General features: G+C 31.9%; 27 protein-coding genes. 10 read left to right on the top strand and 17 right to left on the bottom strand.

Annotation, left to right across the window (positions count from 1 at the left end):
- Window positions 1-50 precede the first annotated feature (50 nt).
- Window positions 51-686 carry an esterase gene (locus HB672_RS09770; protein WP_167611664.1) on the top strand — a complete coding sequence of 212 codons (636 nt, stop codon included), beginning with the start codon at window positions 51-53 and terminating at the stop codon, window positions 684-686.
- Window positions 683-1,255: a GNAT family protein gene (locus tag HB672_RS09765; protein ID WP_167611661.1), complete on the top strand. Its 573-nt coding sequence runs from the start codon at window positions 683-685 to the stop codon at window positions 1,253-1,255. The genes HB672_RS09770 and HB672_RS09765 overlap by 4 nt, the downstream gene beginning before the upstream one ends.
- On the opposite strand, the gene HB672_RS09760 is transcribed toward HB672_RS09765, so the two are convergent.
- The 10 genes from HB672_RS09760 to HB672_RS09715 form a co-directional block, all read right to left on the bottom strand.
- Window positions 1,252-1,575: a YtxH domain-containing protein gene (locus tag HB672_RS09760; RefSeq protein ID WP_167611658.1), complete on the bottom strand. Its 324-nt coding sequence runs from the start codon at window positions 1,573-1,575 to the stop codon at window positions 1,252-1,254. The two genes, HB672_RS09765 and HB672_RS09760, sit on opposite strands and share 4 nt — an antisense overlap.
- 97 nt (window positions 1,576-1,672) lie before the next feature.
- On the bottom strand, window positions 1,673-2,404 hold the full coding sequence (locus tag HB672_RS09755; protein WP_167610408.1) for a DUF6090 family protein: 732 nt from the start codon (window positions 2,402-2,404) through the stop codon (window positions 1,673-1,675).
- Complete coding sequence (locus HB672_RS09750) at window positions 2,401-3,171, bottom strand: DUF6090 family protein (protein WP_167610405.1); 771 nt, start codon at window positions 3,169-3,171, stop codon at window positions 2,401-2,403. The genes HB672_RS09755 and HB672_RS09750 overlap by 4 nt, the downstream gene beginning before the upstream one ends.
- The gene (locus HB672_RS09745; protein WP_167611655.1) at window positions 3,168-3,872 is read right to left on the bottom strand and encodes a DUF6090 family protein; all 705 of its coding nucleotides are present in this window, start codon (window positions 3,870-3,872) and stop codon (window positions 3,168-3,170) included. The genes HB672_RS09750 and HB672_RS09745 overlap by 4 nt, the downstream gene beginning before the upstream one ends.
- 201 nt (window positions 3,873-4,073) lie before the next feature.
- The gene (locus tag HB672_RS14760; RefSeq protein WP_280115287.1) at window positions 4,074-5,054 is read right to left on the bottom strand and encodes a DUF6090 family protein; all 981 of its coding nucleotides are present in this window, start codon (window positions 5,052-5,054) and stop codon (window positions 4,074-4,076) included.
- 28 nt (window positions 5,055-5,082) lie between these two features.
- A complete protein-coding gene (locus HB672_RS09735) occupies window positions 5,083-5,778 on the bottom strand; it encodes a DUF6090 family protein (protein ID WP_167611651.1) in 696 nt (231 codons plus the stop codon).
- Window positions 5,779-5,825: 47 nt separating this feature from the next.
- Window positions 5,826-6,545 carry a hypothetical protein gene (locus tag HB672_RS09730; RefSeq protein ID WP_167610402.1) on the bottom strand — a complete coding sequence of 240 codons (720 nt, stop codon included), beginning with the start codon at window positions 6,543-6,545 and terminating at the stop codon, window positions 5,826-5,828.
- A gap of 6 nt (window positions 6,546-6,551) precedes the next feature.
- Window positions 6,552-7,919 carry a VOC family protein gene (locus HB672_RS09725; protein ID WP_167611648.1) on the bottom strand — a complete coding sequence of 456 codons (1,368 nt, stop codon included), beginning with the start codon at window positions 7,917-7,919 and terminating at the stop codon, window positions 6,552-6,554.
- A gap of 35 nt (window positions 7,920-7,954) precedes the next feature.
- A complete protein-coding gene (locus HB672_RS09720) occupies window positions 7,955-9,085 on the bottom strand; it encodes an alkaline phosphatase (protein ID WP_167611645.1) in 1,131 nt (376 codons plus the stop codon).
- A gap of 109 nt (window positions 9,086-9,194) precedes the next feature.
- Window positions 9,195-9,518, bottom strand: a complete 324-nt coding sequence (locus tag HB672_RS09715; protein WP_167611641.1) for a hypothetical protein — start codon at window positions 9,516-9,518, stop codon at window positions 9,195-9,197.
- A 99-nt stretch (window positions 9,519-9,617) separates the two neighbouring features.
- On the opposite strand from HB672_RS09715, the gene HB672_RS09710 reads away from it, so the two are divergent.
- Both HB672_RS09710 and HB672_RS09705 read left to right on the top strand, forming a co-directional pair.
- The gene (locus tag HB672_RS09710) at window positions 9,618-9,953 is read left to right on the top strand and encodes a hypothetical protein (protein WP_167611638.1); all 336 of its coding nucleotides are present in this window, start codon (window positions 9,618-9,620) and stop codon (window positions 9,951-9,953) included.
- An 81-nt stretch (window positions 9,954-10,034) separates the two neighbouring features.
- Window positions 10,035-12,104 (top strand): DUF3857 domain-containing transglutaminase family protein, encoded by a 2,070-nt coding sequence (locus HB672_RS09705; protein WP_167611635.1) that lies wholly within the window; start codon window positions 10,035-10,037, stop codon window positions 12,102-12,104.
- Window positions 12,105-12,120: 16 nt separating this feature from the next.
- Here the strand turns inward: HB672_RS09705 and HB672_RS09700 are convergent, their stop codons facing one another.
- Both HB672_RS09700 and HB672_RS09695 read right to left on the bottom strand, forming a co-directional pair.
- Window positions 12,121-14,487, bottom strand: coding sequence for a hypothetical protein (locus tag HB672_RS09700; RefSeq protein WP_167611632.1), 2,367 nt, complete (start codon window positions 14,485-14,487; stop codon window positions 12,121-12,123).
- A gap of 87 nt (window positions 14,488-14,574) precedes the next feature.
- Window positions 14,575-15,522 carry a nitronate monooxygenase gene (locus HB672_RS09695; protein ID WP_167611629.1) on the bottom strand — a complete coding sequence of 316 codons (948 nt, stop codon included), beginning with the start codon at window positions 15,520-15,522 and terminating at the stop codon, window positions 14,575-14,577.
- Window positions 15,523-15,676: 154 nt separating this feature from the next.
- Here HB672_RS09695 and HB672_RS09690 point away from each other — a divergent pair, with 154 nt between their 5' ends.
- Window positions 15,677-16,177 (top strand): nicotinate-nucleotide adenylyltransferase, encoded by a 501-nt coding sequence (locus HB672_RS09690; RefSeq protein ID WP_167611626.1) that lies wholly within the window; start codon window positions 15,677-15,679, stop codon window positions 16,175-16,177.
- A gap of 75 nt (window positions 16,178-16,252) precedes the next feature.
- Here the strand turns inward: HB672_RS09690 and dnaK are convergent, their stop codons facing one another.
- Window positions 16,253-18,157, bottom strand: a complete 1,905-nt coding sequence (gene dnaK / locus HB672_RS09685) for a molecular chaperone DnaK (RefSeq protein ID WP_167611623.1) — start codon at window positions 18,155-18,157, stop codon at window positions 16,253-16,255.
- Between the two features lie 310 nt (window positions 18,158-18,467).
- Here dnaK and HB672_RS09680 point away from each other — a divergent pair, with 310 nt between their 5' ends.
- Both HB672_RS09680 and HB672_RS09675 read left to right on the top strand, forming a co-directional pair.
- A complete protein-coding gene (locus HB672_RS09680) occupies window positions 18,468-18,983 on the top strand; it encodes a hypothetical protein (RefSeq protein WP_167611619.1) in 516 nt (171 codons plus the stop codon).
- 135 nt (window positions 18,984-19,118) lie between these two features.
- On the top strand, window positions 19,119-20,540 hold the full coding sequence (locus HB672_RS09675; RefSeq protein WP_167611616.1) for an L-serine ammonia-lyase: 1,422 nt from the start codon (window positions 19,119-19,121) through the stop codon (window positions 20,538-20,540).
- Here HB672_RS09675 and HB672_RS09670 read toward each other — a convergent pair.
- On the bottom strand, window positions 20,537-21,004 hold the full coding sequence (locus tag HB672_RS09670; protein ID WP_167611612.1) for a nuclear transport factor 2 family protein: 468 nt from the start codon (window positions 21,002-21,004) through the stop codon (window positions 20,537-20,539). The genes HB672_RS09675 and HB672_RS09670 overlap by 4 nt on opposite strands.
- Before the next feature lie 111 nt (window positions 21,005-21,115).
- Here HB672_RS09670 and panB point away from each other — a divergent pair, with 111 nt between their 5' ends.
- The 3 genes from panB to HB672_RS09655 are packed head-to-tail and all read left to right on the top strand — an operon-like array spanning window position 21,116 to window position 24,044.
- Window positions 21,116-21,934 (top strand): 3-methyl-2-oxobutanoate hydroxymethyltransferase, encoded by an 819-nt coding sequence (panB, locus tag HB672_RS09665; protein ID WP_167611609.1) that lies wholly within the window; start codon window positions 21,116-21,118, stop codon window positions 21,932-21,934.
- Between the two features lie 8 nt (window positions 21,935-21,942).
- The gene (locus tag HB672_RS09660) at window positions 21,943-22,641 is read left to right on the top strand and encodes an RNA pseudouridine synthase (RefSeq protein ID WP_167611606.1); all 699 of its coding nucleotides are present in this window, start codon (window positions 21,943-21,945) and stop codon (window positions 22,639-22,641) included.
- Between the two features lie 26 nt (window positions 22,642-22,667).
- Window positions 22,668-24,044: an aldehyde dehydrogenase gene (locus HB672_RS09655; protein WP_167611603.1), complete on the top strand. Its 1,377-nt coding sequence runs from the start codon at window positions 22,668-22,670 to the stop codon at window positions 24,042-24,044.
- Here the strand turns inward: HB672_RS09655 and HB672_RS09650 are convergent.
- The 3 genes from HB672_RS09650 to HB672_RS09640 are packed head-to-tail and all read right to left on the bottom strand — an operon-like array spanning window position 24,028 to window position 25,936.
- Window positions 24,028-24,843 (bottom strand): histidine kinase, encoded by an 816-nt coding sequence (locus HB672_RS09650; RefSeq protein WP_244306600.1) that lies wholly within the window; start codon window positions 24,841-24,843, stop codon window positions 24,028-24,030. The genes HB672_RS09655 and HB672_RS09650 overlap by 17 nt on opposite strands.
- Window positions 24,819-25,532, bottom strand: a complete 714-nt coding sequence (locus tag HB672_RS09645; RefSeq protein ID WP_167611600.1) for a hypothetical protein — start codon at window positions 25,530-25,532, stop codon at window positions 24,819-24,821. The genes HB672_RS09650 and HB672_RS09645 overlap by 25 nt, the downstream gene beginning before the upstream one ends.
- A gap of 11 nt (window positions 25,533-25,543) precedes the next feature.
- Window positions 25,544-25,936, bottom strand: a complete 393-nt coding sequence (locus HB672_RS09640) for a hypothetical protein (RefSeq protein ID WP_167611597.1) — start codon at window positions 25,934-25,936, stop codon at window positions 25,544-25,546.
- Window positions 25,937-25,938 lie beyond the last annotated feature (2 nt).

Below are 25,938 nucleotides of genomic sequence, written 5' to 3'. Positions count from 1 at the left end.
AAAGTTTACTTTTAATATCTAGATGTAAATGTACAAAACCAACACCACAAATGAATTCAGTTGAAAAAGAAATATCATACAAAACGACAAACTCCTACTCTACATTAAATGCGCTTACCTCCAAGACAAAAAATATGTGGTTTGTGTGTCATGGTATGGGTTATTTAAGTAGATACTTTTTAAAATACTTTAAAGAATTAAATCCTGACGAGAATTACATTATTGCTCCTCAAGCACAAAGCAAATATTATATACAACCTGCTTTTAAACATGTTGGAGCAAGTTGGTTAACCAAAGAAAATACAGTAAAAGAAACAGATAATGTAATGCATTATTTTGATGCAGTTTTTGAAGCTGAAAATATTCCAAAGGATAAAAACCTTATTGTTGTAGGGTATTCACAAGGCGTTAGTGTTGCAATGCGATATCTGGCCACAAGACAGTTACAATGTAGCCAATTAGTATTAATGTCTGGTGGAATACCAAAAGAGTTAAGAAAAAAGGATTTTGAATTTTTAAAAGCTCAAGTAACACTTATTTATGGTACTGCAGATGAGTATTTGAGTAATGAGCGTATGGAGTTAGAAAAAACTCGAGCATTTGAGTTATTTGGTAATAACTTGAATATCAATCCTTTTGAAGGGAAGCATATAGTTAATGTTGAACTTATAAATAATTTAGTATGATTGCACCAACATTAGAAAACGAGCGCGTTAAACTCTCACTGTTAGATTTAAGTAACTACAAAAACCTTATCGAGATAGCTAGTCAAGACAACTTAATACAATATTCGCCAAGCGATATTTCGACTCCTGAAAAATTAAAAGCCTACGTGCAAGTTGCTGTTGATGGTTATTATCACAAAACCATTATTCCCATTATAATTTTTGATAAGCAAACTCAAACCTATGCTGGAAGTACACGTTTTGGACTTATTAATTGGAAAAACAAGGTGCTTCATATTGGTTGGACTTGGATAGGGAAACAATTTCAAGGTACTGGATTAAATACCCATATGAAATTTTTAATGCTGCAATATGCTTTTGAAACTTTAGAGTTTGATAAGGTAGAATTTAGAATTGACGAACGTAACACAGCCTCGCGAAAAGCGGTTGAAAAACTTAATGCAAAACTTGAGGGTATCCTACGAAAAGACACACTAATGCGCGATGGCTTTAAGCGAAGCACCTGCTGTTATGGCATTTTAAAAGATGAATGGCCTGAGATAAAAGCCACAATTTTTAAAGGGTTCTAGCTAGTAGTTTGAAACGATTTATTTTTTTCTTTTAGTATTGCTAATTGCTTTTCTAAAAACATAATAGCTTGCTCTGTTTTATGGCTTGTCCTAGAGGCAACGTCTTTCATTTCTTTTTTAAAAGTGTTTTTACCAGATTTTGCCGTTTTAGATAAGTCATCTTTAACCTCTTTGAAATCCTTAGATAATTTATCTTTTATGTCTTTTGCTTCTCTCTTAAGATTATCTCTGGTAAGGCTTCCTTTTTCTGGTGCTAATAAAATCCCTGCAGCTGCTCCAGCTAAAACTCCTAATATAATTGCTCCTTTATACTGAATCATAATTTTTCTTTTTAATTAAACGTTTAACTTATTAGTATAACATTCAACCTATTTGTTACAACCATTCCAAAGTCAACTATTTAACTTTAAAAATTTATTAATAATTATTGTTCTTACTTAGAATTATAATAAGCTCTTGATTGTCCATCTTTAGTTCCTCCAAAAATCTTTTAAATGAGCCCGTTTTAAGTCGGCGCTCAAAAAGAAGTTGTTGAAATTTTACATTTTTCAATTGTTCTTCAAGAACTTGAGGATGAAGTAGCACATTATCTATATAATCTGGTTTTTCATAAAGTGATTTAAGATTGTGCATCCCAACATCACTTAAATGAGGCCTAACTTTGTTATGAATAATACCTTCATACTCCTTAAAAATATCCAATACTTGATCTTCCTTTAAAAAATAGTTTTGAATTGTTTTTCGCATAAATTCATTTTCTAAATTACTCACAGATTCAGCATGATTTCGTTGAGATATTGGTCTGAAGTCTGATGAATATCGGACAAGCCCAATTAAGTCATAATTCAATGTTTTTTTACCATCAAGTGCCTTGCCAATCAAATCGTCAATAACATCCATTTGACTAGCCAATTCATCCAAAGCTTTGTTAATATGGACCGAATCTAGACTTAGGTCTTCTATTATATTTTTAATTAATAGAGATTCTTTTCGGTCGTTCTTTCTCCCTTCATTCCAATTATTAATGCTTAATGCTATTAAAATCCCGATAACAACCAGAACAATTTCGCCAATAGCGTATTTAAAGTACTTGCTTGTTTTTCCTGTTTCCATAAGGTTGTATCGTATTTTTCTAAAGAATTTTATCATTTAGATTTTTTTAATTCGCTGTCTATTTGATTACTTAATTGAAACATCATTTTCTTTAAGTTTTGATATTGAATTTTTTGCCCTTCCATGTTCCATATTTTCTGACGTAAGGTGTTTAAAAAAAACACTTCATTTCGATAATCTTCCAAAGTTTTAGGTTTTATTTTAGATTGGTTAATATCAATTTTAATAAAATCATCAAAACCTCTATCACCAAGATTAGCCTGTGGTATATGATCGAAATTTAACATAAAAGGTGCTGTAATATTTCTAGTGTAATCTCGTAAAGCTGTATCCCAACCTTTATAATCGTAATTATAATATTTTGTTATCGAATCTGTTAAGGCTTGATTTTGTATATATTCTATTTGGCCAGACGACACTATATTATTGAAAGTTGTTTGGTTTTGGTCAAAAAGACTAATTGTTAATAATGAATTTAGGTTTTTGATAAATTCTTCTCGAGTTGGCTCCGTCTTACCTAAAATGGCATCAGTACAAAAAGTTAATTCATTTATATTATTATCAATGTCTGTCAATTCAATTGATATTGCACTTAAATCTAATGCAATATCAAATTGTAATTTTTCAAGAATAAACACCTCCTGCACAATTTTTTTTCGGTTTTCATTCCAATTATTAATTTGTAATGCAATTAATATACCGATAACCACTAATACTATCTCACCAATAGCGTATTTAAAGTACTTGCCTGTTTTTCCTGTTTCCATGAGGTTATATCGTATTTTACGAAAGAATTTAATCATTTGTCAATTGCTAGCTTTTCGTTGATTTTTTCAATAATTTTTTGTTGAATTTCTGAGATTTCTAAAGCTCCCTCGTAGACGTTGTCGGCATTAAGTTTTTTCATTGTTACATGGTTCTCAAAAACCGCGCTACTTAATATGTTTATAGAATTTACTTTAAACTTACTTTCGCTTAAATTTATATATTCACTTTTTACGTTTTTCATTTGATAGTTATGTTGCATAAAATCATAAATATTATTGTAATAGAGATCGTAAATTATTTTAAGATCGTATACGTATTGATCAAAATTATGACTCCATAAGCCAATTAAGTTTTTTAAATCATCATCATTAATTAATCCAAGGTTTTCAGAATTAATAAAAGTTTTTATTGGCTTAAATTCTGGCATAAGCAACATAGCGAACATTAGAGTGTCTAATTTAGAAGAATTTATTTCTCTAGGGGTTAGCTCCATTAGTTCTAATAATTCTGTTGTTTTGGTTACAACCAAGTGATGGTCTGCAAGCTTTACTTTGAGCGTAATTTCATTTTGAATAACTTCTTTTTTTAAATTCTCCAAAAACTTTATGGAAACGGCATCCTGTTTTTTCTTTTCATTCCAATTATTAACCTGAAGTGCTAATAAGATTCCAATCATTACCAATAGGATTTCTCCTAAAGCATACTTGATGTATTTGCCTGTTTTGTTTTGTTCCATAAGGTTGTATCTAATCTTCCTAAAAAACTTTATCATTAATTGATGTTTTTGTTTATCATATGTCCGCAAGCGGCTATCTCAACCAAATGTCCACTGGACATTCTAATTTGTTTTTTCCAGCACGACAAGCTGGCTCGTTCGCTAAAAAGGTTTGCCAAACCTTTTATAAACGCTCCGCACTGTTTCGATAATCTAAAGAATTTAATCATTAACGTCTACTGTATTATAGGTTATAGCTCCATTGTGCCAACCAATAACCTTGTTTGATTCATCTCTTAAAAATGTTAAAACCCGCCCATTAGTATGGTTTTTAAATTTGTTTTTGGAAATCATAGATAATATAGATAAAGGTCTATCATTAGTATAAATAAACAGAAAACCATTTTTTTCCTTTATACTAAATTCATTCCCTGAAGGGTTTAAATATTTGCCAATATAATCGGATTTAACATTCTCAAAACCTTCAGCGTTTGATGGAAAAAAACTTGGTAGTGCACTTGTGTCATTTATAGTCGCTTTTAATGAAAGAAATAAGGGGAAACCTTGTTGGTAAAATTCTCTCACATATTGCGAAAAGTTGCGACCATACCTTTGATACAATTGCACTTCATTTTTGTAAATTGGATCATTTGCTAAATGTTGCCATCTTTTTTCATTGCTAACAGAATCATTCTGACTATACCATGGGAAATTGAGAGTATAACGCATTCTTGTACTTTCAACAATACTTGCAAATAGCGTCAAATTAGATTCTATACCCTCTGCAGTTATAATATATTGTCGATTTAAATCAGCTATGAGTTCTTCATACTCACTAGGTATATTTTCAGTATTTTGCATTAATGCGTTATAGCCCATATCTGTGATGCGATATGTTCTATAATTAGAGAATATAGGGTTTAGAATTGAATTTTTCTTATAATAAGACGCAGATAATTCACCATTGATTATTTTATTAGCAAGTGTGTCTTTATTTCTATAATAATCAATAGTTTCCTGAGTTGTTGCAAGATCAACTTCAAGATCGTTAAAAACATTTACTAATAACTTATTTAATTTGATGTTGGCTTTTTTGTTTTCATTCCAATTATTAATTGACAAGGCAATTAATATTCCAATAACTACTAGAACTATTTCGCCAATAGCGTATTTAAAGTATTTACCTGTTTTGCCTTGTTCCATAAGGTTATAGCGTATTTTACGAAAGAATTTAATCATTTTTTAGGTACATAATTAATTTATTTTTAAACTGTTTAGCTTTTTCAAGACTTTCCTTATAGACTTCATGTTGTGTTGATGCATAATTTGATACTAACGCATTTTTAAACTGTCTGTTTGTTTTTATTTGATCTATAACTTGATCTAGATTACTGATTTCACCAATTCCAATTTGATACAATGATCCTGTTGAAAAATCTTCAATTCTTATGTCCCTAAGCGTTAAGTGACCTATAAAATACCAATCCTCGCTAGCCTTAACTTTTTCATATTGTTTATATAATACTGCGATCTCTCTCCTAATTTCCTTGCTGCTAATAATTTTAAATGCATCAGAGTTTTTCATCTCATCATAGGTAATGGTCGTTGCACTAAAACTGTTGGTATATCCTGATTTTGAAACGAAATAAAACACACTATCACGAGATAGTTCCTCTCCTTTTATATAACTTAATATCTTTTTTTTAGCAATTAAAGCAAGTTCAGAAATACTATCAAGATCCTTAAGGTTTTCTATATCTACTTCTACATCACTTAACAGATTGCTTAATAGTTCTTGCTCTAGATTTTTATTTATCCTGTTTTCATTCCATGTATTAATACTCAAGGCTATTAATATTCCTATAACAACGAGTACTATCTCACCAATAGCATATTTAAAGTATTTGCCTGTTTTTCCTTTTTCCATAAGGTTATATCTTATTTTTCGAAAGAATTTAATCACTGGTTATCGATTTATTTTTTTAATTCTTCCTGAATTTGTTTTCTTAACAAATTTGAATCTTCTATCATCTTATTTAAATACCTTATTAAGGCAGCTTTTACATTTCTACGTGTACCTAACATACTAACAAATTCATTGTTTTCAAGTAGTTCTTGATAATTGTTTGGAATTGGAATTGCTCCTTGACCATTTGTAAAATATTTTAACATAATAGGGATAACAAGTGATTCATGATGCATACGACCAAGGTCTTTAAATAAACTTTGATTTTTAGGGTATTCATGATCAAATAATAACACGATTTCAGAACGCAAACTATCTGTTCTAATATTATCCATTCCAAAAGAACTAAGAGTATTAAAACCCGTAGTAATAATCTCAATTTCTTCTATTCCTTTTACAGATTGCAAATTTTTACTAAAATCAAAAGAATACGGCTTTTTCTCTTTAATGTTATTTAGTAGAAAATCAATCTTTTCTATCACTACACCTTGAGTTTTAATTAATTCCTCAAAATTTTCAACATTAGATTTTAAATCTCTATCAATTTCTATTAGATGCTTTATTTCCTTATCAATCAATAACTTTTCTGTATTCCAAGTGTTAATTTGTAGCGCGATTAATATTCCAATAACTACCAAAATAATTTCACCAATTGCGTAGAGAATATATTTACTGAATTTGTTTTCTTTGAGAAGTTGCTGTCTAATTTTTCTAAAAAATTTAATCATAGTAATTTAATCTTCCGGATTTAGATATTCTAAAAGCCTTGTATTTAATTGATGAGGATGAAAAAAGTCAAATTCTAAATAATAATCTTCTGGTCCGTAGCCTACAAACGCTGTGTACTTTTTACCAGATTCTATTTCTAGTTTTTCAGTACGCAATTTAAATGGTTCATGCTCTTGTACATACTTAAACCAACCCTCAATATCGTCTATAATAAACCCAACATTAACAGCTTTATCTTTAGAAAACTTATGCATGCCACGTCGCTCATCAACAATCGCTAAAAAAGCAGTTTCTGAAACTCTATAAATTTTTGCCCATCCTTGGTCTGCAACTAGTTCTAAACCGAATACATTTTCGTAAAAATTTTGCATTGCCAATACATCTTTATAATACAACCATGTGATGGTAGAGTGAAAACCTAAACCTTCAGGCACTGTACTTTCATTACTTGCATTTACTTGTTTATACTTATTTTGTTCAAGAATAGGAATAAATGGTTCATTTTCTGGATGCTGTTTAAACATCTCGAACTCGAGTAAATAACCTTCTGGATCTACAGCAACAAAACCATCATGTGCACCTCCTTGTTTTGGTTTATACTCATACTTTATCTCGACGTTTTGCTCTTTTAAATAGTTATACCATTCTTCAAGTTTATCAGTTAACAAAGCAATTGCTACTGTTTTTGGTTCTTCGGCTGTATGCATGCCCTTAGCAGCATCAACAATAATTATGTACGAATCATGAGTGACTCTAAGTATGGACGCCATACCGTAATCTGCCACAACTTCCAAACCAAGTATTTTTGAATAGAACTCTGTTGCTTTTTCTACATCTTTATAATACAGGAACACGTTATGAGCTTTAATCCCAAAATCATCCATAGTTCTAAAAGACGTGTTTTGAGAAATTAGTTTGTTAATTTTTCTTGGACTATAGCTTAGCATTCTTCCAAAACGCCTAGAAATATCTAATTGAGCTTCTAGATTATAAGTTCCTTCACTTTTATGTTTAACTACATCTTCTTTTAATGCAAGGTATTCATCCAATGTAGTTCCTTGAAACAATAATAGTACATCCAAGTCTTTAGCAATATCTGCTGGGAATAAGTTAGTAACGATTAAATCGGATTCTCTATATATAGATACATCATGTTCTGAGGCCTTATTTTTGGCATCATCAATAAAAGCATTCATATCTTCAGAAGTTAATGTTGCACTCAAAGCGAGTTGCTTTGTTCCTGAGTTAACTAATTCTGAAAATGCACCAATAACACCAAGGTTATAAGAATATTTATCTATGTCTCCTTCGTTTTTACATCCAACAAAAACAAAAAGTAATACAACTGATAAAAGAAAAATATTATGCTTCATAATTAATGTTTTAGTTGGTTAGTACTTACCAATGCCTACTTACTGTTTTTCCATTTCGTTAATTTCATGATTTTATGGAAGATCTCTGTATTTTCATAAATTCCCGAAAATTCTTCGGCTCCTGGACCATAAGCAAACACTGGAATTAATGTTGCAGAATGCCCTCCAGTCGAAAAGATACCTTCTGTCTCAGAATAATCACTATACTCTCTTCCATCTTCTGTCTTTTTTGTTTTTGATGCTAATGTAAAACCTCCTGTTTCATGATCGGCAGTTACCACTACTAAAGTATTACCATCTCTTTCGGCAAAATCTAAAGCTTTTCCAATGGCATCATCAAAATCAATCAATTCAGAAATTAAATAATCTGCATCATTAGCATGTCCTCCCCAATCTACTTGGGACCCTTCGACCATTAAAAAGAAATTAGAGTTATCCTTTTTAAGAAAATCTATTCCCAATTGAGTCGCTTTAGGAAGGTAATCTCCACGTCCTTTTGCAGTTGGTGGCATATGTTCAGGCCCAAACAAATAGCCTACTTTAGAATACGATTTAATGCTATTGAAATCACCTAGTTTTGTTGTGTCTACAATAAAGTTCTTTGCTTTTAATTCTGCTAATAGATCTCTACCATCTTTTCTTTTAGTGTAAAACTTAGTACCTCCTCCAGAAAAGAAATCAATATCAGAAGCAACCATATCTGAGGCTATTTCTTCATAATATCCTCTTCTTAAAGCATGTGCATAAAAACTTGCCGGAGTTGCATGCACAATAGAAGATGTTGAAACAACACCAGTTTTAATGTTTTTTGGTGTTGCAATTTCTACAATAGTTGCTACTTCAGTTGAGTCGATTGCCACTCCAATAGCGCCATTATATGTTTTTATACCACTTGCAAACGCAGTTCCACTAGCTGCAGAATCAGTAACATCTTCAATAGCTGATGATGTTTTAATTAATCCAATATGGTTAAATCGACCATAATTTGGTGCCGTTTCTTTAAAGAAAAAAGCTGAAGATATTTGTGATAAGCCTGTGCCATCACCAATTAATAGAATGACATTCTTTGGCATATTATCATTTTTTGACACATTTTGATTGCTAGCTGATTTGCATGACCATAGAACGGTTATCAAACCAAGTAATAGATACTTTTTAAATTTCATGAATTATACTTTATATGAATTATACTTATGCAAATTTCAGGTTAAGTATAAAAAAAGGGGCAGTTAAATGACAAGATACTAATAATTATTACAAGTAATTAAAACAGAACTATTTTGGTTCTAGACTGATTACAGAATCATAACTCTCATCTAAATATTTGGCGACACGATCTAAATCTTTAAGCATTGTTTCTGGTATAAGTACATAACCTTTCATAACAGCTCCATAAGACTTGTAAATAGAAGAATTGAATTGGCTAATATACTTTTCCTGAACTTCTTTAGAAAACCTAATACCTATCTCACAATTTTTATTGAATAATGAAAACATACAGCCATTTGCCGATGTATAAGGCATCGTTTTGCCTTTTCTTTTAAAACGATCGCATCTAGCAACTAAGGCATCATAAACTTCTAATTTTTCTTCCCACATAATGATTTGCAGTTAATAGGCAATAATATACAAAATGTCTAATATTTTATTTCGGTTTTGAATTATAGGTTATTTTAATAATCTAAATCTACGAATAATATGAAATTTATAATAGCTTTTATAATTGTGTTTTTTGCGTTTTCTAGTAATTGCAACGCTCAATTTATCTCTGATGATGATAAATTGCATCTTGGAGCTGGGGCTTTAATTTCTGGAGCGACTTATACCTTTGTTTACACTAAAACCAAAAATAAACAAAAAGCGTTTTGGATGAGTTTAGGTGCTTCTGCCCTAGCTGGTTTAACGAAAGAAATTTATGATAGCACCAAAAAAGGAAACAAATTTGATACAGGTGAATTTGTTGCAACCTCAGCTGGTGGATTAACCATAAGTATTAGTCTAAACCTTTTTACAAAGAAAAAAAGAAACAACTAATCGAAGTTTTTCTAAATGATTCTTATAAAATAGTAATATTACATAAATCTATTTTTACCACGAATTTACCTCTACATTATTATGAAAAAAATAAGCTTAGCAATTCTTTTCTTACTATTTCTAATACCTACTGTTAAAGCTCAAGTCTCAAAAGCAGTTACTCCATCATGGGTAAGCGAAGTTGATTATAAAGAAGCGAAAATAAATAAAGACAATGTTACTCAAGGAACAGCAATTTTACTTTTTGACCAACAAGTCCATGTACCAAAAAAAATAGTGTATTATAGAATAGTGACAGAGGTAATTGACAATGTTGGAATACAAAGCGCATCTACAATTAGCACAGAGTATGATCCTACTTATCAGAAGTTGAAATTTCATACAATAAATATCATCAGAGATGGAAAAATTATTGAGAAATTAAATCCTGAGCATTTTCAAGTTATTAGAAGGGAAATGAATTCAGAAAATTATTTATACGATGGGTCACTCTCAGCGATAATGAATATCTCTGATGTAAGAACTGGAGACATCATTGATTATTCGTATTCAATTTCAGGATTTAATCCAATTCACAAAAATAAATTTTCATCTAGTTTCTATTTAAATGATTATGAACCTGTTGGATTCCTTAATGTAGACATACTTACTCGAGAAAAGATTAAATATAAGCTATTTAACTCAGCCAAAGAGCCAACTATAACCAAAAGCGATAACTTAATTAAATACTCTTGGAGAGTTTCTAATCCTGAGCAAGTTGAGTTTGAAGACAATACTCCATCATGGAAAATTATTTACGATATGGTACTTGTTTCTAATTATGATTCATGGAAAGAAGTAGTAGATTGGAGTGTTGAAGTTTTTAGTAAGCAAGGTAATTTAAGCAATGAACTGCTTGATAAAATTGAAGAAATAAATAATGCTTTCGAAACTCAAGGAGAAAAGGTAAAGGCCACGTTGGATTTTGTACAAAATGAAATTAGATATTTAGGGTTAGAATATGGCATAGGAGCTTACCAACCCTTCCCTCCAAGTAAGGTATTAGAGCAACGTTTTGGGGATTGTAAAGACAAGAGTTTACTAATGACTACTATGCTTAATAAAATGAATATTGAAGCATACCCAATGCTTGTTAACACAACACTAAAACATACCATTGAAGAATTTTTACCATCACCAAAGTTTTTTGACCACTGCGTTGTTAAGGTGATTGATAAGAATGAAAACGAGCAGTGGTTTGACCCCACAATGACTAATCAAGGTGGTAACTATTATAAAACTTACTTTCCAGATTATGAGTACGGTTTGGTCATTAAGAAAAATAACTTTGAGTTTGACAAAATTGAAGCTTCAGAGAATAATAGAACCGAAACAGTTGAAGAGTTTACACTTGATGAAATTGGTGGGGGCGCAAATTTAAAAGTAACTTCTGTATACTATGATGGTGATGCTGATAACATGAGAAGCTATTTTAAAATGAATAGTTTAAAATCAATAAAAAATGATTTCGAAAATTTTTATGCAAATTATTACAGTAAAGTAACTTCTCTTCAAACTCCACAAATTAAAGATAACGTTCAGGAAAATGAATTTAGGGTTTATGAAGAATATCAAATAGATAGTTTGTGGACACCCATGGAAAATAAGGAGAATTTTATCTCAGCTTCTTTCATTCCATCTACACTTAGCGGCATACTTTACCCATCATCAAAAGAAGAAAGAAATAATGAATTTGCAATTGCTTACCCAATAAACAAATATCACGATATCAAGATTAATTTACCAACCACTTGGAATGTTTCTAATGATTTTTCTATGATTAACTCAGCTGGATTTTATTATGATTGGAAAGTAGATTACAACAAAAAATCAAATCAAGTTGAAGTTACACACATACTTAAAACACAAAAAAACCATATTACAAATAATGAAATTCTGCAATATCAAAAAGACTTAAAGGAAGTCGACAATAATTTTGGCTTCACCCTTTATATATCAAGCGATGCTTCTGGAATGTCCACTATACCCAATCTAGAAGAAAATATAATAATAGGGATTATTAAAGCTTTCTTTAGTATTGGTGTTTGGGTTCTAATTATTGCAGGAGTTATTGTTTTTATATACTTAAATCGAAAGAAAAAAGAATTATAAATTAAAAAAACAGCTACTATTCTATAACATTCATAAACCCTACATTATCAATAACTACGACACCTTTATTGCTTTTATCAAACAAGTAGGTAATCTTTTTTAAGCTAGTAATATCAAAACTCGGATTCTTTTCACTCACTTTTTTAATTGGAAAGTAAAACGTTTGGAATATTTTTTCAGATTCATTATCGCCAGTCAAGAAATCTATCTTCATGATAACAGACTCTATTTCACGCTGCAAAGGTGAAAAATCACTCAAAGAAAATTTTATGGATTCTCCTTTAAAATCTTCAAATAAGATTGAAAAATCTATAGGTTGTTTAGGCTCGTCTTTCCCATCTTCTTCATCTTTCTCATCCTTCTCTGTTTCTTCTTCATCTTTTTCTTCCTCCTCATTCGACTCATTTTTTTCATTATCATCAACCCATTTACCTTTGGTTTTTGGGTTTGAGCTTTCGGTAGATTCTGCCATTGAAAACACAAATGCTTTTGATAAATCAGTATCAACAGCATTAGAATCTATATGAATTGAATAACTTGCTAATTTTTCATTAGGTATAGCTTCTTCTTCATCTTCAAGTTCATAATCCCATCCCAAAACCAACGCACGACTACCCTTTTGTTGCCACTTTAATTTTATTTCTTCTTCACGCCAAACGGTTAAGTTTTTAGAACTAATTTTTCCTTTTTTACTAGTTGTAACGACATCAAAATCTTCATCAAAACCACTAACATATTCACTTGTCGAATCTTCAAACTGATTTAAATAAATGGTTTCGGGCAGCCAATTCTTTCCTTTACGAGCATCAACAAAAAGAGGTAAATACTCTTTCTTATCTTTTAAAGTAGCATCCAAAAAAGCACTTATATATACTTTGGCAATTTCTTGTTGGTCTTCTTCGGATAATAATTGCTTAAGGTTTAACATTCCAGTAAATGAAAATCCTTGATCGTTATTTCCCCAAGTTGAATTAAACTGACCATGATTAGCACCATAAACGTAAAGTCCTGACTTCATATAGTAGGCACTGTCTTTAAATGCAATACGTTCGTATTGCTGCGACCCCATAAAAGAACGTACATCGGCATCTTGGGCACCATGAATGACGAAATAATTAACATCTTTAAATTTTGTTCCGCTATTTCCTGGTTTATATTGACCATCAACTGGAGCAATGGCAACAACCGATTTTATATTGAAATTATAATCTAGTTTAATAGAAGCATCATCCGGATAATAAGGCAGTTTATTCATCATAGCAGCAATTGCAACAGCTTCACCACCTCTAGAATGACCAATTATAGCCAGATTTGAGGTGTCAATTTTTTTATAGAACGGATTCTCAGATTTGTCATTCCACTCATGCCATACCTTTAAATGTTCTAAGAGCAGCCAACCTCTAGCATCGTTTTCTTCATCAAGACCTCCAAAAATATTGGTCCATCCTCCATTTATGAAATTTTCATCAACTGAAGCTAGTATAATACCTCGCGACGCCAATAATTCTCCTAAATAATCATATCCAGGATCTGAATGGTCTTGCATTGAATGATTACCATGCACGATAAGCGCTAACGGAAAAGGACCATCACCCTCTGGGTACCAAACACGACCATTAATTGGTAGTTCTTTGTAATCAAATCCCCAAATTTTTTCTCTAGCCCAACCACTAAAACCTACCCAGTTATCGATAAAAGGGACACCATTTACTGATTCTGTTTTAATGGTAGCGTCTTTTCCATATTCTACTCTACGCTTATCATTACCATTACCATAGGTTAATTGTTTTACTGTGTATGTTCCTTTAGTTGCAGGAGATTCAAATTGTAACGGTTCTATTTTATCTATAGATTGGTGTGCTGCATTAACCATTTTATCTACATCATAGCCTTTAGTACTGTATGACACAAAAGAAAAAACCAAACCTCCAATTCCTAATAAAAGCCCTAGAACCACTATCCCCTTTTTTATTCTTGTTAAAGATTTGATTCCAGTTTTTCTTAATACAAAAATGGAAGCACCTAGTAACGATACAATAACTATAAACGCTATAGCGATTATAGGATTATCAAACATGAAAAACAATAATGGAATAGAAGTGAAAAGTACTATTTTTAGACCTTTCGGAATGCTATTTAGCAATTTAATAGCTTTAACTATCAGTAAAGAACTAAGCCAAAACAATAGTAGCATTGCTGCTGCAAATACAAGAATCCATGGGTCATTTATACCAAAAACCAATCTAAGCGAAAAAATTAGCCAACATAAAACAACTGCGCCTAATAGTGTTCTAGAAGCTCCTTTAACAGCTTGCTTGCCTGGTTTAATTTTTAGCCATTGTGCATTAATCCAGCTTCTAATTCTTTTTAGTTTTCTTGTCATCTTAGATAGTGTTAATTCATATGACCACGAGGCATTTGGTCATAATAAAATTATGAGGAGATTAAGATACAAAAAGAAATGAGATGTTTAGTTTACCAACCTCTCAACTATTGCTTTTGTTGGTAAAATTTTGTTAGTATGTTCTATACTTGGTCCTGCAACCCAAACGGTTTTATAAGTTGCCTTAGTAGCAGCTTTTTCCGTGGCTTTCATTCCTATTGAAAAACGAATCATTTTTACCCATTTTTTAAGTTTCTTATTTTTATTGAGTAAATTTTCAATCCAAGTGGCTTTAGTACCAATTTTTTGTACATAAGGTGTATTAATCACTGTGCAAGGTGTTCCTGAAATACGCTCAGTGACTACAATGTCGTCTGCGCCATATTCTACACAAGCTTGTTTGTACTCGTCGGTGACATTAGCTTCAACAGACGCAATAAATGGACTACCAACTGAGACACCAGCTGCTCCATAGCTTAACATTCTATCAATATCTGCTTTACAACCAACGCCTCCAGCCGAAATGACTGGAATACTACAATTTGCAACTAAATGTTTAATTAACTCCTCTGGAGATGTATCACCTCTATGTCCTCCAGCTTGATTATTCACAGCGATGATAGCATCTGCTCCTAAATGCTCTACTTTTTTGGCAAACTTTAAATCTACTACATCACAAAATACTTTGATACCAGCTTTATGAGCCTGCTTTATAGTTTCTTCTGGACTACCTAAAGAAGTGATTATAAAATCGCAACCTTCTTCGCACAATACTTCAAGTTGTCCTCTATACTTAACATTAGATTTATTGACTATTAAATTAAAACCAAACGAACCACCTTCTACTTTAGCCTCTTTTAACTCCTTTATAGCTACTCGTAGTTCATCAAGTGTTCTATAATTTAGTGCAGGAATACAACCAGCGATTCCACCTTTCATGGCCTCTATTACCATTTTAGTGTTTGACACCAAAAACATTGGCGCTTGAATTACTGGATATGTAATTTGAAGAAGTTCTGTGAGTTTTGTTGTCATTAAAATTTAATTTGAACAAATATAATAATTATTATGCATGCATAATTGTTTTTGAATGTTTATAAGATTACAAATAATCAACATGACCAATATCATTGTGGGTTAGTTAATTAAAGAGTAACTTTCTTTTATTAACCCATAAAAATAAGAAATTATGAAAAAATTGATTCTTGGTTTATTTCTTTTTGGGCTAACCACCCAAATGTTTTCACAAATCACAAAACTACCAGAGGTAACAATTAAAGCTGTAAACTATAAATATTTAAGCGCAGTTGATACAAATGTAGCCGATATGAATGTGAAAAATTTAGAAGACAAAGTTGCAATGTATAATTTAAAAAACACAGAATTATACAATGATGAATACGACACTTATTCTGTCACTTTTTATATTCCTGATGGTTATATCGTTGCTGCCTATGACGATAATGGTAAACTTATTAGAACTATTGAAAGATATAAAGATGTAAAATTACCTATGAATATCCGTAATAAGGTCACAAAAAAATTTCCAAATTGGGCAATTGCTAGTGATGTTTATACAGTAAAATACGAAAGCAAAGATGGTATAGCTAAAAAGCAATATAAATTAAAGCTTACCAATTCTGGAGAAGTTATCAGAATAAAAGTAGATGGAGACGGTAATGTTTTATAACTAAAGAAAGTTTTTAACTAAAAAAGCGCAACCAAAAATGGTTGCGCTTTTTCTTAATATAAATGTTAAAATAACTTATTTTACTTCTTCAAAGTCTACGTCTTCCACATCACTACCCTCTTCTTGTCCATTTTGACTAGCATCAGGTCCTGGAGCTTCACTACCTTGTTGTGCTTCGGCTTGTGCTTTATACATTTCTTCGCTTGCAACTTTCCAAGCTTCGTTTATTTTATCTAAAGCTGGTGTAATTACCTCTAAATCCTTAGACTCATAAGCTTTTTTCAATTCTTCTAGAGCATCCTCGATTGGTTTCTTTTTATCATCAGATAATTTATCCCCAAACTCTTCTAGCTGCTTTTCTGTTTGAAAAATCATAGAATCTGCTTCATTTAATTTTTGAGCAATTTCTACAGCTGCTTTATCAGCTTCAGCATTTGCTTCAGCATCAGCTTTCATCTTTTGGATTTCTTCTTCAGTTAAACCAGAAGATGCTTCAATACGAATATCTTGTTTCTTACCAGTTGCTTTATCTTCTGCCGATACTTTAATAATACCATTGGCATCAATATCAAACGTAACTTCAATTTGCGGTGTACCACGTCTTGCTGGTGGAATACCGTCTAAGTGAAAACGTCCAATAGTTTTATTATCTGCCGCCATAGCACGTTCACCTTGTAGTACATGAATTTCTACCGATGGCTGATTATCTGCAGCTGTCGAAAACACTTGTGATTTTTTAGTTGGGATTGTTGTATTAGCCTCAATTAGCTTTGTAAATACATTACCCATAGTTTCAATACCTAGTGATAAAGGTGTTACATCTAAAAGTAATACATCCTTAACATCTCCAGTTAATACACCACCTTGAATACCAGCACCTAGAGATACAACCTCATCAGGGTTTACACCTTTACTTGGTGTTTTTCCGAAGAACTTCTCAACAGCTTCCTGTACTGCAGGAATACGTGTAGAACCACCTACTAAAATTACTTCATCAATATCTGATTTTGACAAACCAGCAGCTTTTAATGCAGATGCGCAAGGCTCAATAGTGCGTTTTACCAAATCGTCAATTAATTGCTCGAATTTAGAACGTGTTAACGTACGCACCAAGTGTTTTGGTCCACTAGCAGTAGCTGTGATATATGGTAAATTGATTTCTGTTTGGGCAGAAGATGATAATTCAATCTTCGCTTTTTCAGCAGCTTCTTTTAAACGTTGTAAAGACATTGGGTCTTTACGTAAATCCATAGATTCCTCTTTTTCAAACTCGTCTGCTAACCAGTTAATGATTTTTTCATCGACATCGTCACCTCCTAAGTGCGTATCACCATCGGTAGATAATACTTCAAATACACCATCTCCTAATTCAAGGATAGATACATCATGTGTACCTCCACCAAAATCAAATACTACTATTTTTTGGTCTGTACCTTTTTTGTCCATTCCATAAGCTAGAGCTGCAGCTGTTGGCTCGTTAATAATTCTACGAACTTTTAAACCTGCAATCTCACCTGCTTCTTTAGTAGCTTGACGTTGAGAATCGTTAAAGTAAGCTGGTACTGTAATAACAGCCTCACTAACAGTTGTTCCTAAATAGTCTTCAGCAGTTTTCTTCATTTTCTGAAGAATCATAGCCGATAATTCTTGAGGTGTATATAAGCGACCATCGATATCTACTCTTGGTGTATCGTTATCACCTTTTACCACTTTATATGGTACACGCTCTGCTTCTTTTTTAGACTCAGAATACTTATTACCCATAAAACGTTTAATCGAATAAACCGTTTTAGTAGGGTTAGTTACTGCTTGACGTTTTGCTGGATCACCAACCTTAATCTCTCCTCCTTCTACAAAGGCAATTACAGATGGCGTTGTACGCTTTCCTTCTGCATTTGGGATTACTACTGGTTCGTTACCCTCCATAACAGAAACACAAGAGTTTGTTGTTCCTAAGTCGATTCCAATAATTTTACTCATAACTTTATTAATTCTTTATTTTGTTGTGTTGTCTTAAATTTACCTAAGGTTGCTATAACGTCTTTTAGAGTTCCAAACGTGGGCTTTTTTTGAAGCGTTTAGTTTTTGGGTAAATTGATTGTTCTTTGTTTTTAATACTTCTGTCATATTTTCTAAAACTTGTATTGTTTTTTAATACAACTTGTTATAGTCAATCATTATGCCATGTCAAAAAATATGACATCATGTCAGAATGGTTTTTAAAATATATTTTTCTGGTTGTCATTTTTGGTACGTGATTTGATAGGTATAAAAACAAAACTAAAATCTTATGAAACGTATATTATCTTTATTTACAGTACTAGCCTTATTATTAACTGCCTGTGAAGGTCCAATGGGTCCCCCTGGATTTGATGGCTTAGATGGGCTGGATGGATTAGATGGCGAAATTATTGCATCTTCTGCTTTTGAAATAGAAGTTGATTTTAATGATACCAATAATTTTGAATACATAGAAGCTTACGGATTTGAAGTATTACCAACCGATGTTACTTTAGTTTACATTTTATGGGATACAGATAACGGTCAAGATATATGGCGTTTGATGCCACAAACTGTTTACTTTGACGATGGTAGTAACTTGGTTTATAATTTCGACTTCACACAAGACGATGTACGCTTCTTTTTAGATGGCACTTCAGATTTCACTTCTTTAGATGATGTTTGGACTCTTGATCAGGTATTTAGAGTTGTAGTTGTGCCTGCTGATAATATTGATGGTGTAGATGTAACAGATATTAATGCAGTACTAAGCTCTATCAATATTCAAAGTATTGATTTTAGATAATAGAAAATCTATATAAAGCTAAAAAGCCTGAAAGTAAATTTTCAGGCTTTTTTTATACAAAATAATTAATAGTTATTTCCTCAATTATAAACTCACAACATTTATATTTGCCCAAACACTAAAAGGTATAAGTTAATGGAATGTATTTCTGTTTTTGATATGCTAAAAATAGGTGTAGGACCGTCTAGTTCACACACCTTAGGACCTTGGCGAGCTGCAGAGCGCTGGATTAATGAGTTAAAAGGAGCAAACAAATTTGATGAAGTTGAAAAAATTTCTGTGGATCTTTATGGATCATTATCTCTAACAGGAAAAGGACACGCAACAGATTTGGCTATTATACTCGGTTTAAGTGGTGCTGACCCAGAAGTTATTCCAACTGAATCTATCGATATTATTATTGCTTCGGTTAAAAACACAAACACACTAGCTTTTAACAATGAAAAATCTATAGAGTTTAATCCAGAAACCAATATTATTTATAACCGAAAATTCCTTCCTTTTCATGCTAATGGAATGAAGTTTACTGCAACCATCAATGGTAAAAAATCTAGTTCTAAATTTTACTCAATTGGTGGTGGTTTTGTGGTGAAAGAAGAGCGCAAAAATGCCAAAAAAAATAAAGAAATATTTAAAACATTTCCATATCCAATTGCTAAAGGCAATGAACTTTTAAAATATTGCAACGAATTGAATAAATCTATTTCACAAGTTGTACTAGAAAATGAAAAATCATTACGTAGTGATGACAATATTAACTATGAAATGGGTCGCATATGGAACACAATGTTAGAATGCATGTATGTTGGGTGTCATACCGAGGGAAATCTACCCGGAGGACTTAACGTTAGGCGACGAGCATTTGATATGCACCACAAACTAATAGGTGATTATACATACGAAAATCCAAAAGAATGGCTAAAAGCTATTAGAAATACAGAAGTGAAATTTCGACAGATATTAAAATGGGTTAGTTGTTTTGCATTAAGTGTAAATGAGGTTAATGCATCATTAGGTCGTGTCGTAACTGCTCCAACCAATGGAAGTGCTGGCGTTATTCCTGCTGTTTTAATGTACTATTTGGTTATTGAAAACCATGAAGCAGATTTTAAAGACATAAAGCAATTCTTATTGGTAGCTGGGGAAATTGGTAGCATTTTTAAGAAAGGAGCTACTATTAGTGCTGCTATGGGTGGTTGTCAAGCAGAAATTGGCGTATCAGCAGCTATGGCAGCTGGTGCCTTGTGCGAAGTTTTAGGAGGTTCTCCAGATCAAGTATTAATTGCTGCCGAAATTGCTATGGAACATCATTTAGGACTTACATGCGACCCAATAGCTGGATTGGTACAAATTCCTTGTATTGAGCGAAACTCAATGGGAGCAATAAAAGCCATAAATGCTGCTGAGTTAGCTTTAGAAACAGACCCAAAAAATGTAAAAGTACCATTAGATGAAGTTGTAAATACCATGTGGGAAACAGCAAAAGACATGCATACCAAATACAAAGAAACCTCCGAAGGAGGTTTAGCTGTTAGAGTTAGTTTATCTGATTGTTAATTTTTTCCTTCATTGCAACCAGTTCGTTGCCTAGTATCGATTAGGTATATAATCTTCCATTGTCCATTATCGTTAAATAACTGAAAAGAATTAACACCACAATGGCTAAACTTTCCATTTCGCCAAAACTCGTAAGGTGTCCAAGCATTTGCCATATTATTATCAACTTTAATATGATAATCTAATAAACGTTCGTCCCATTTTTCGGTTTCTGGCCTATTTGCAATAGCGTTTACTAAATCGGTAGATTCACTGCTTCGTAATACATCATTTCCATCTTTATCTTTAAAAGCCGTTTGTGTAGTAAATTTATCATACATAACAGTTTTCATCATTAGAGTATCTCCTTTATGAAAACCTTCAAAAAAAGTATCTATTGCTGCTTTAACTTTAGCCGTTTCATCGTTTTGCGCATACATAGCTGTAGTAGATAAGCACACACATAAAAGTAAAATTCGTAACATATTATTTATTTTAATTGTGATTAAAAGTACAAAAAAGAAATAAAGAAAAACACAACAGTATAAATAGCTTTCTGTTAATTTACTATTTTTACGCATATAATCTATACAACTATGTCAACAGCAAAAAAAGAATATAAAAGAGTTACTACTAAGTCATTAGTTGACATGAAAAGTAATGGTGAAAAAATATCTATGCTTACAGCTTACGATTATACCATGGCAAAAATTGTTGATGGTGCTGGGGTTGATGTGATTCTAGTAGGTGATTCTGCAAGTAACGTTATGGCTGGACATGAAACAACATTACCAATTACGTTAGATCAAATGATTTATCATGCTTCTTCGGTTATTCGTGCTATTGAGCGTGCTTTGGTTGTTGTGGATCTTCCTTTTGGAAGCTATCAGAGTGACCCAAAAGAAGCTCTTCGTTCTGCTATTAGAATTATGAAAGAAAGTGGTGGACATGCTGTAAAACTTGAAGGTGGAAAAGAAATCAAGGAATCTATAAAGCGTATTTTAAATGCTGGAATTCCTGTGATGGGCCATTTAGGATTAACGCCACAATCCATTTATAAATTTGGAACTTATACAGTACGTGCCAAAGAAGAAGAGGAAGCATTGCAGTTAGTCGAAGACGCAAAAATGTTAGAACGCATAGGGTGTTTTGCTATTGTATTAGAAAAAATCCCTGCAAAACTAGCGAAAGAAGTTGCCGAAAGTGTTAGTATTCCTATTATTGGTATTGGTGCAGGAAATGGTGTTGACGGACAAGTACTTGTACTTCATGATATGATTGGAATGACACATGAATTCAACCCACGTTTTTTAAGACGTTATATGAATCTATATGAAGACATGACAAATGCAATTTCTCAGTATGTAACTGACGTTAAGAAAGTTGATTTTCCATCAAATTCTGAACAATACTAGCAAATACAATGTCTAAGACATTATCTAATAAATCAAATTTACAAGTTCTTTACGAAGACAACCACATCATCATTGTTAATAAACGTGCTGGGGATATTGTTCAGGGAGATAAAACTGGAGATAAGCCCTTAAGCGAGGTTATTAAAGAGTTCCTTAAAGATAAGTATAATAAACCTGGAAATGTCTATTTGGGTGTAACCCATCGTTTAGATAGACCAACGACTGGAATAGTTGTATTTGCAAAGACATCAAAAGTATTGCCTAGATTAAATAAATTGTTTTCTGACAAAAAAGTTAACAAAACCTATTGGGCTGTTGTGAAAGAACGACCAAATAAAGAAAAAGCTACCCTAGTTAATTGGTTAAAAAAAAATCCCAAGAACAACAAGTCTACTGCTTATAATCATGAAATTAAAGACAGTAAAAAAGCCATTCTTCATTATTGCATAATAAAACAATTGAACAATTATGTCTTGTTAGAAATTAATTTAGAAACTGGGAGACACCATCAAATACGCTGTCAGTTGGCAAGTATAGGTTCATCAATAAAAGGTGACTTAAAATATGATTTTGATCGCAGTAATAAAGATGCTAGCATTCATTTACATTCTAGAAAAATAGAATTTATCCATCCTGTTAGCAAAGAACAAATCTCTGTTATAGCTCCTACTCCTAACGACCCAATTTGGGATGCTTGTAATGACTAAATTAGTATCTTTGCAAAAAAAGAATCTTGAATATCCCTAATATACTTCAACAACAGAAAGCGTACTTTAAAACTCAACAAACTAAAGACGTTTCGTTTAGAATTCAAATTCTTAAAAAGTTAAAGCAAGAAATAGTTTCTAGAGAACATGATATTTATGATGCCTTAAAAAAAGATTACAATAAATCAATTTTTGAGTCTTTTATGAGCGAATATGGAATTGTAATTTCCGAAATTAATCTCGTCCTCAAAAATTTAAAATCTTGGTCAAAACCCAAGCGAGTAAGACCTTCAATGCTCACATTTCCAGCTACAGATTACATTTATAAAGAGCCTTATGGAACTGTGCTAGTAATTGCTCCTTGGAATTATCCATTTTTACTAGCCATAGAACCTTTAATAATGGCTATTGCTGCTGGCAATACTGTTGTTGTAAAACCTAGCGAACTAACTACACATACATCACAATTAGTTACAGATATTATTAAAAAAATATTTAAAGAAAACTATGTGACTTCTATTCAAGGAGGCATCTCTGTAGCAAGCGAATTATTAGAACAAAAATGGGATTATATCTTTTTTACTGGAAGTGTTCCTGTTGGAAAAATTGTAGCCAAAGCTGCCGCAAAACATTTAACACCAGTAACCCTAGAGCTTGGTGGAAAATCACCCTGTATTGTTGATGATACTATAGAATTAAATCTTGCTGCAAAACGTATAGTTTGGGGTAAATTTTTTAACGGTGGGCAAACATGTATTTCTCCCGATTATATTATTGCTCATTCCTCAATAAAGGAAAAACTAATACAATCTTTAAAAAGAGAAATCATTAGTTCTTATGGAGAAAACCCAAAGGCATCAATAGATTTTCCGAGAATTATAAATAAACGAAACACCAACCGTTTAAAAGCTATGTTGGAAGATGTAGACATTGTTTATGGTGGCGACTACAATGTTGAAGAATGCTACATGTCTCCCACTCTAGTAGATAATCCTACTTTGCAAAGTAAGTTGATGCAAGACGAAATTTTTGGACCTATACTTCCTATTTTAAGTTATAACGATAGTTCAGATATTGATAACATTATAAGTCATTACGACAAACCATTGTCGTTTTATGTGTTTTCGAAAAACAAACAATTTGTCAAACAAATTATTAATACTTACAGTTTTGGAGGAGGTGCCATTAATGACCCTTTAATACATTTCGGCAATCACAGACTACCTTTTGGAGGTGTTGGAGCCAGTGGTATTGGTGCTTATCATGGGAAACACGGTTTTGACATGTTTTCGCACCAAAAGTCTATTTCTAAAAGAGGCACATGGTTTGATCCTTCAATTAGATATGCGCCTTACAAAGGAAAATTAGGACTAATAAAAAAGATGTTTAAGTGGTTTGGTTAATTTTATTAAAAGGATAAGTCAATTCTAGGCTCGCACCTTCGTTTTTCTTAGAAATCAGTTTGAATTTAGTATTAATCAATCTAGACCTATCTTTTATATTGATTAAACCAGAACCTTTTTTTATTGTTTCTATATCAAAGCCCTTACCATCATCTTTTGCAGTGATAATTAAACAATCCTCCAAATATCTTAAATTAACATCAAAGTTTTGTGCTTCTGCATATTTAATAGTGTTAGATAAAAACTCCTGAAATATTCTAAAGAGAATAATCGCATCTTTATTATGTAGCTCTTTTACCTCTCCTACAATGGTTAGTTTAGAACTAATACTTTTTAACTTATTCAATCTATCTATTTCATTTTGAATGGATTCTTTTAAACCAAAGTTTAATATTACTTCACTATTAAGCACTTTAGACAAGCCTCGTACTTCTTTAATCGCTTCACTAATCACCCTCTTTGTATCGTCAACTTTATTCTTTACTGTATCTTTTGCTAAAGAAGCCACTAAACTTAATTGCATATTAGCTACAGATAACAATTGACCAACATTATCATGCAGTTCTTGTCCAATATTTTTAAGTGTTTGTTCTTGTATTTCTGTCTGCGTTTTTACTAATTCTTCTTCAAACTCACGCTCACGTTTAATCTTATCAAGGAGCATTTGATTTTTCCTTTTTTGAAATACCATAAAAAAAAGAATAACCAATCCTGTTACAATTACCAAAACAGCAATCATATAAATCAAAAGAGACCTTTCAGCACTTGTACTTACTAAATGTTCCGAGGCTTGCACCATATTAAAGCGAATGTAAAGGTTACATACATAAAAACAATGCATAAAATATTAATTGTGGCGTTTAATCTTAAATAATCCATATCAGAACGCGAAAAATAGACATCATAAAAAATCAATGGCGTCTTAATCAAAAAGAAAACCAACAATACAGCAGCTATGTAAAAATTTATAGACTTATAAAAAGTTAATATTTTCTGGCTTTTTAATACTTCAAGAAAATATAACACTACAGTTAACAATATGACTGAAGCACTAAAAATATTGACAAAATAAAAGGATGACACAAAAAATGCATTCCAATTAAATGCTATATACACTAATGAACTTACTATAAATATTGAAGTGATATATTTTATTGTTTTAATAGAATTATAAGATTCTAAAAATTCACGAAAATAGAACGAATAAAATACAGCACTCACAATAGTCCAAAAAATAGCATACCACCAATAATTTTCTTCAAACTTTGTTCCCCTTAATAACTCTTTCACTTCAGATAAATACTCGAATTTTTCTACATAAGTTGGATATGCACCAATCAATTCTATAATTGCCACATAAACAAGAAAATATATAAAGTATTTCACCGGTGTCTTGCTGAATTTTTTTAAGTAAAAAATTCCAGTAATAGCAGCAATCACTTCAACAAAATGAATTATTAAAGTGTAATTATTTAAAAAAAAATCCATTTGCAATAATTCTATTGCTGAGGATAATTGGCATTTGGTGGCCAACCATTATTTCCAAAATTCAACCCATCTCCATCAGGAATATCACCATTACCTCCTCCACCATCTTTTCCATCTATGGTTCTTGCAGTTGGCACAATAAAAGATGTTGAATAACCAACACCTACTTCTGTGGTTGAATAGGCTCCACAATAAATACGGATGCCATTCATTTCATGACCATTTTCCCTAGCTTGTTTTTCAGCATATTCTAGATATGCTTTAATATCTTCTAACGAAAACCATGACGATCTATTATCTGGTCGTTTAGTTATCTCTTTACTAATTAATTCGCATCGTTCAGTAAATGCATCATTAAGTTGTTTCGCTTCTTTAGGTGAGATTAATCCCTTAATTTTTGCCATAA

Origin of the sequence: Gaetbulibacter sp. S0825, assembly GCF_011777505.1 — a bacterium.
Lineage (GTDB): Bacteria > Bacteroidota > Bacteroidia > Flavobacteriales > Flavobacteriaceae > Pontimicrobium.
This window is presented reverse-complemented; position numbering and strand designations above follow the sequence as displayed.

What these genes read in the sequence shown, in the direction of transcription:
- HB672_RS09770 (WP_167611664.1), top strand. Translation starts at nt 51, where the DNA reads ATGAATTCAGTTGAAAAAGAAATATCATACAAAACGACAAACTCCTAC.
- HB672_RS09765 (WP_167611661.1), top strand. Translation starts at nt 683, where the DNA reads ATGATTGCACCAACATTAGAAAACGAGCGCGTTAAACTCTCACTGTTA.
- HB672_RS09760 (WP_167611658.1), bottom strand. Translation starts at nt 1,575, where the DNA reads ATGATTCAGTATAAAGGAGCAATTATATTAGGAGTTTTAGCTGGAGCA.
- HB672_RS09755 (WP_167610408.1), bottom strand. Translation starts at nt 2,404, where the DNA reads ATGATAAAATTCTTTAGAAAAATACGATACAACCTTATGGAAACAGGA.
- HB672_RS09750 (WP_167610405.1), bottom strand. Translation starts at nt 3,171, where the DNA reads ATGATTAAATTCTTTCGTAAAATACGATATAACCTCATGGAAACAGGA.
- HB672_RS09745 (WP_167611655.1), bottom strand. Translation starts at nt 3,872, where the DNA reads ATGGAACAAAACAAAACAGGCAAATACATCAAGTATGCTTTAGGAGAA.
- HB672_RS14760 (WP_280115287.1), bottom strand. Translation starts at nt 5,054, where the DNA reads ATGGAACAAGGCAAAACAGGTAAATACTTTAAATACGCTATTGGCGAA.
- HB672_RS09735 (WP_167611651.1), bottom strand. Translation starts at nt 5,778, where the DNA reads ATGGAAAAAGGAAAAACAGGCAAATACTTTAAATATGCTATTGGTGAG.
- HB672_RS09730 (WP_167610402.1), bottom strand. Translation starts at nt 6,545, where the DNA reads ATGATTAAATTTTTTAGAAAAATTAGACAGCAACTTCTCAAAGAAAAC.
- HB672_RS09725 (WP_167611648.1), bottom strand. Translation starts at nt 7,919, where the DNA reads ATGAAGCATAATATTTTTCTTTTATCAGTTGTATTACTTTTTGTTTTT.
- HB672_RS09720 (WP_167611645.1), bottom strand. Translation starts at nt 9,085, where the DNA reads ATGAAATTTAAAAAGTATCTATTACTTGGTTTGATAACCGTTCTATGG.
- HB672_RS09715 (WP_167611641.1), bottom strand. Translation starts at nt 9,518, where the DNA reads ATGTGGGAAGAAAAATTAGAAGTTTATGATGCCTTAGTTGCTAGATGC.
- HB672_RS09710 (WP_167611638.1), top strand. Translation starts at nt 9,618, where the DNA reads ATGAAATTTATAATAGCTTTTATAATTGTGTTTTTTGCGTTTTCTAGT.
- HB672_RS09705 (WP_167611635.1), top strand. Translation starts at nt 10,035, where the DNA reads ATGAAAAAAATAAGCTTAGCAATTCTTTTCTTACTATTTCTAATACCT.
- HB672_RS09700 (WP_167611632.1), bottom strand. Translation starts at nt 14,487, where the DNA reads ATGACAAGAAAACTAAAAAGAATTAGAAGCTGGATTAATGCACAATGG.
- HB672_RS09695 (WP_167611629.1), bottom strand. Translation starts at nt 15,522, where the DNA reads ATGACAACAAAACTCACAGAACTTCTTCAAATTACATATCCAGTAATT.
- HB672_RS09690 (WP_167611626.1), top strand. Translation starts at nt 15,677, where the DNA reads ATGAAAAAATTGATTCTTGGTTTATTTCTTTTTGGGCTAACCACCCAA.
- dnaK (WP_167611623.1), bottom strand. Translation starts at nt 18,157, where the DNA reads ATGAGTAAAATTATTGGAATCGACTTAGGAACAACAAACTCTTGTGTT.
- HB672_RS09680 (WP_167611619.1), top strand. Translation starts at nt 18,468, where the DNA reads ATGAAACGTATATTATCTTTATTTACAGTACTAGCCTTATTATTAACT.
- HB672_RS09675 (WP_167611616.1), top strand. Translation starts at nt 19,119, where the DNA reads ATGGAATGTATTTCTGTTTTTGATATGCTAAAAATAGGTGTAGGACCG.
- HB672_RS09670 (WP_167611612.1), bottom strand. Translation starts at nt 21,004, where the DNA reads ATGTTACGAATTTTACTTTTATGTGTGTGCTTATCTACTACAGCTATG.
- panB (WP_167611609.1), top strand. Translation starts at nt 21,116, where the DNA reads ATGTCAACAGCAAAAAAAGAATATAAAAGAGTTACTACTAAGTCATTA.
- HB672_RS09660 (WP_167611606.1), top strand. Translation starts at nt 21,943, where the DNA reads ATGTCTAAGACATTATCTAATAAATCAAATTTACAAGTTCTTTACGAA.
- HB672_RS09650 (WP_244306600.1), bottom strand. Translation starts at nt 24,843, where the DNA reads ATGGTGCAAGCCTCGGAACATTTAGTAAGTACAAGTGCTGAAAGGTCT.
- HB672_RS09645 (WP_167611600.1), bottom strand. Translation starts at nt 25,532, where the DNA reads ATGGATTTTTTTTTAAATAATTACACTTTAATAATTCATTTTGTTGAA.
- HB672_RS09640 (WP_167611597.1), bottom strand. Translation starts at nt 25,936, where the DNA reads ATGGCAAAAATTAAGGGATTAATCTCACCTAAAGAAGCGAAACAACTT.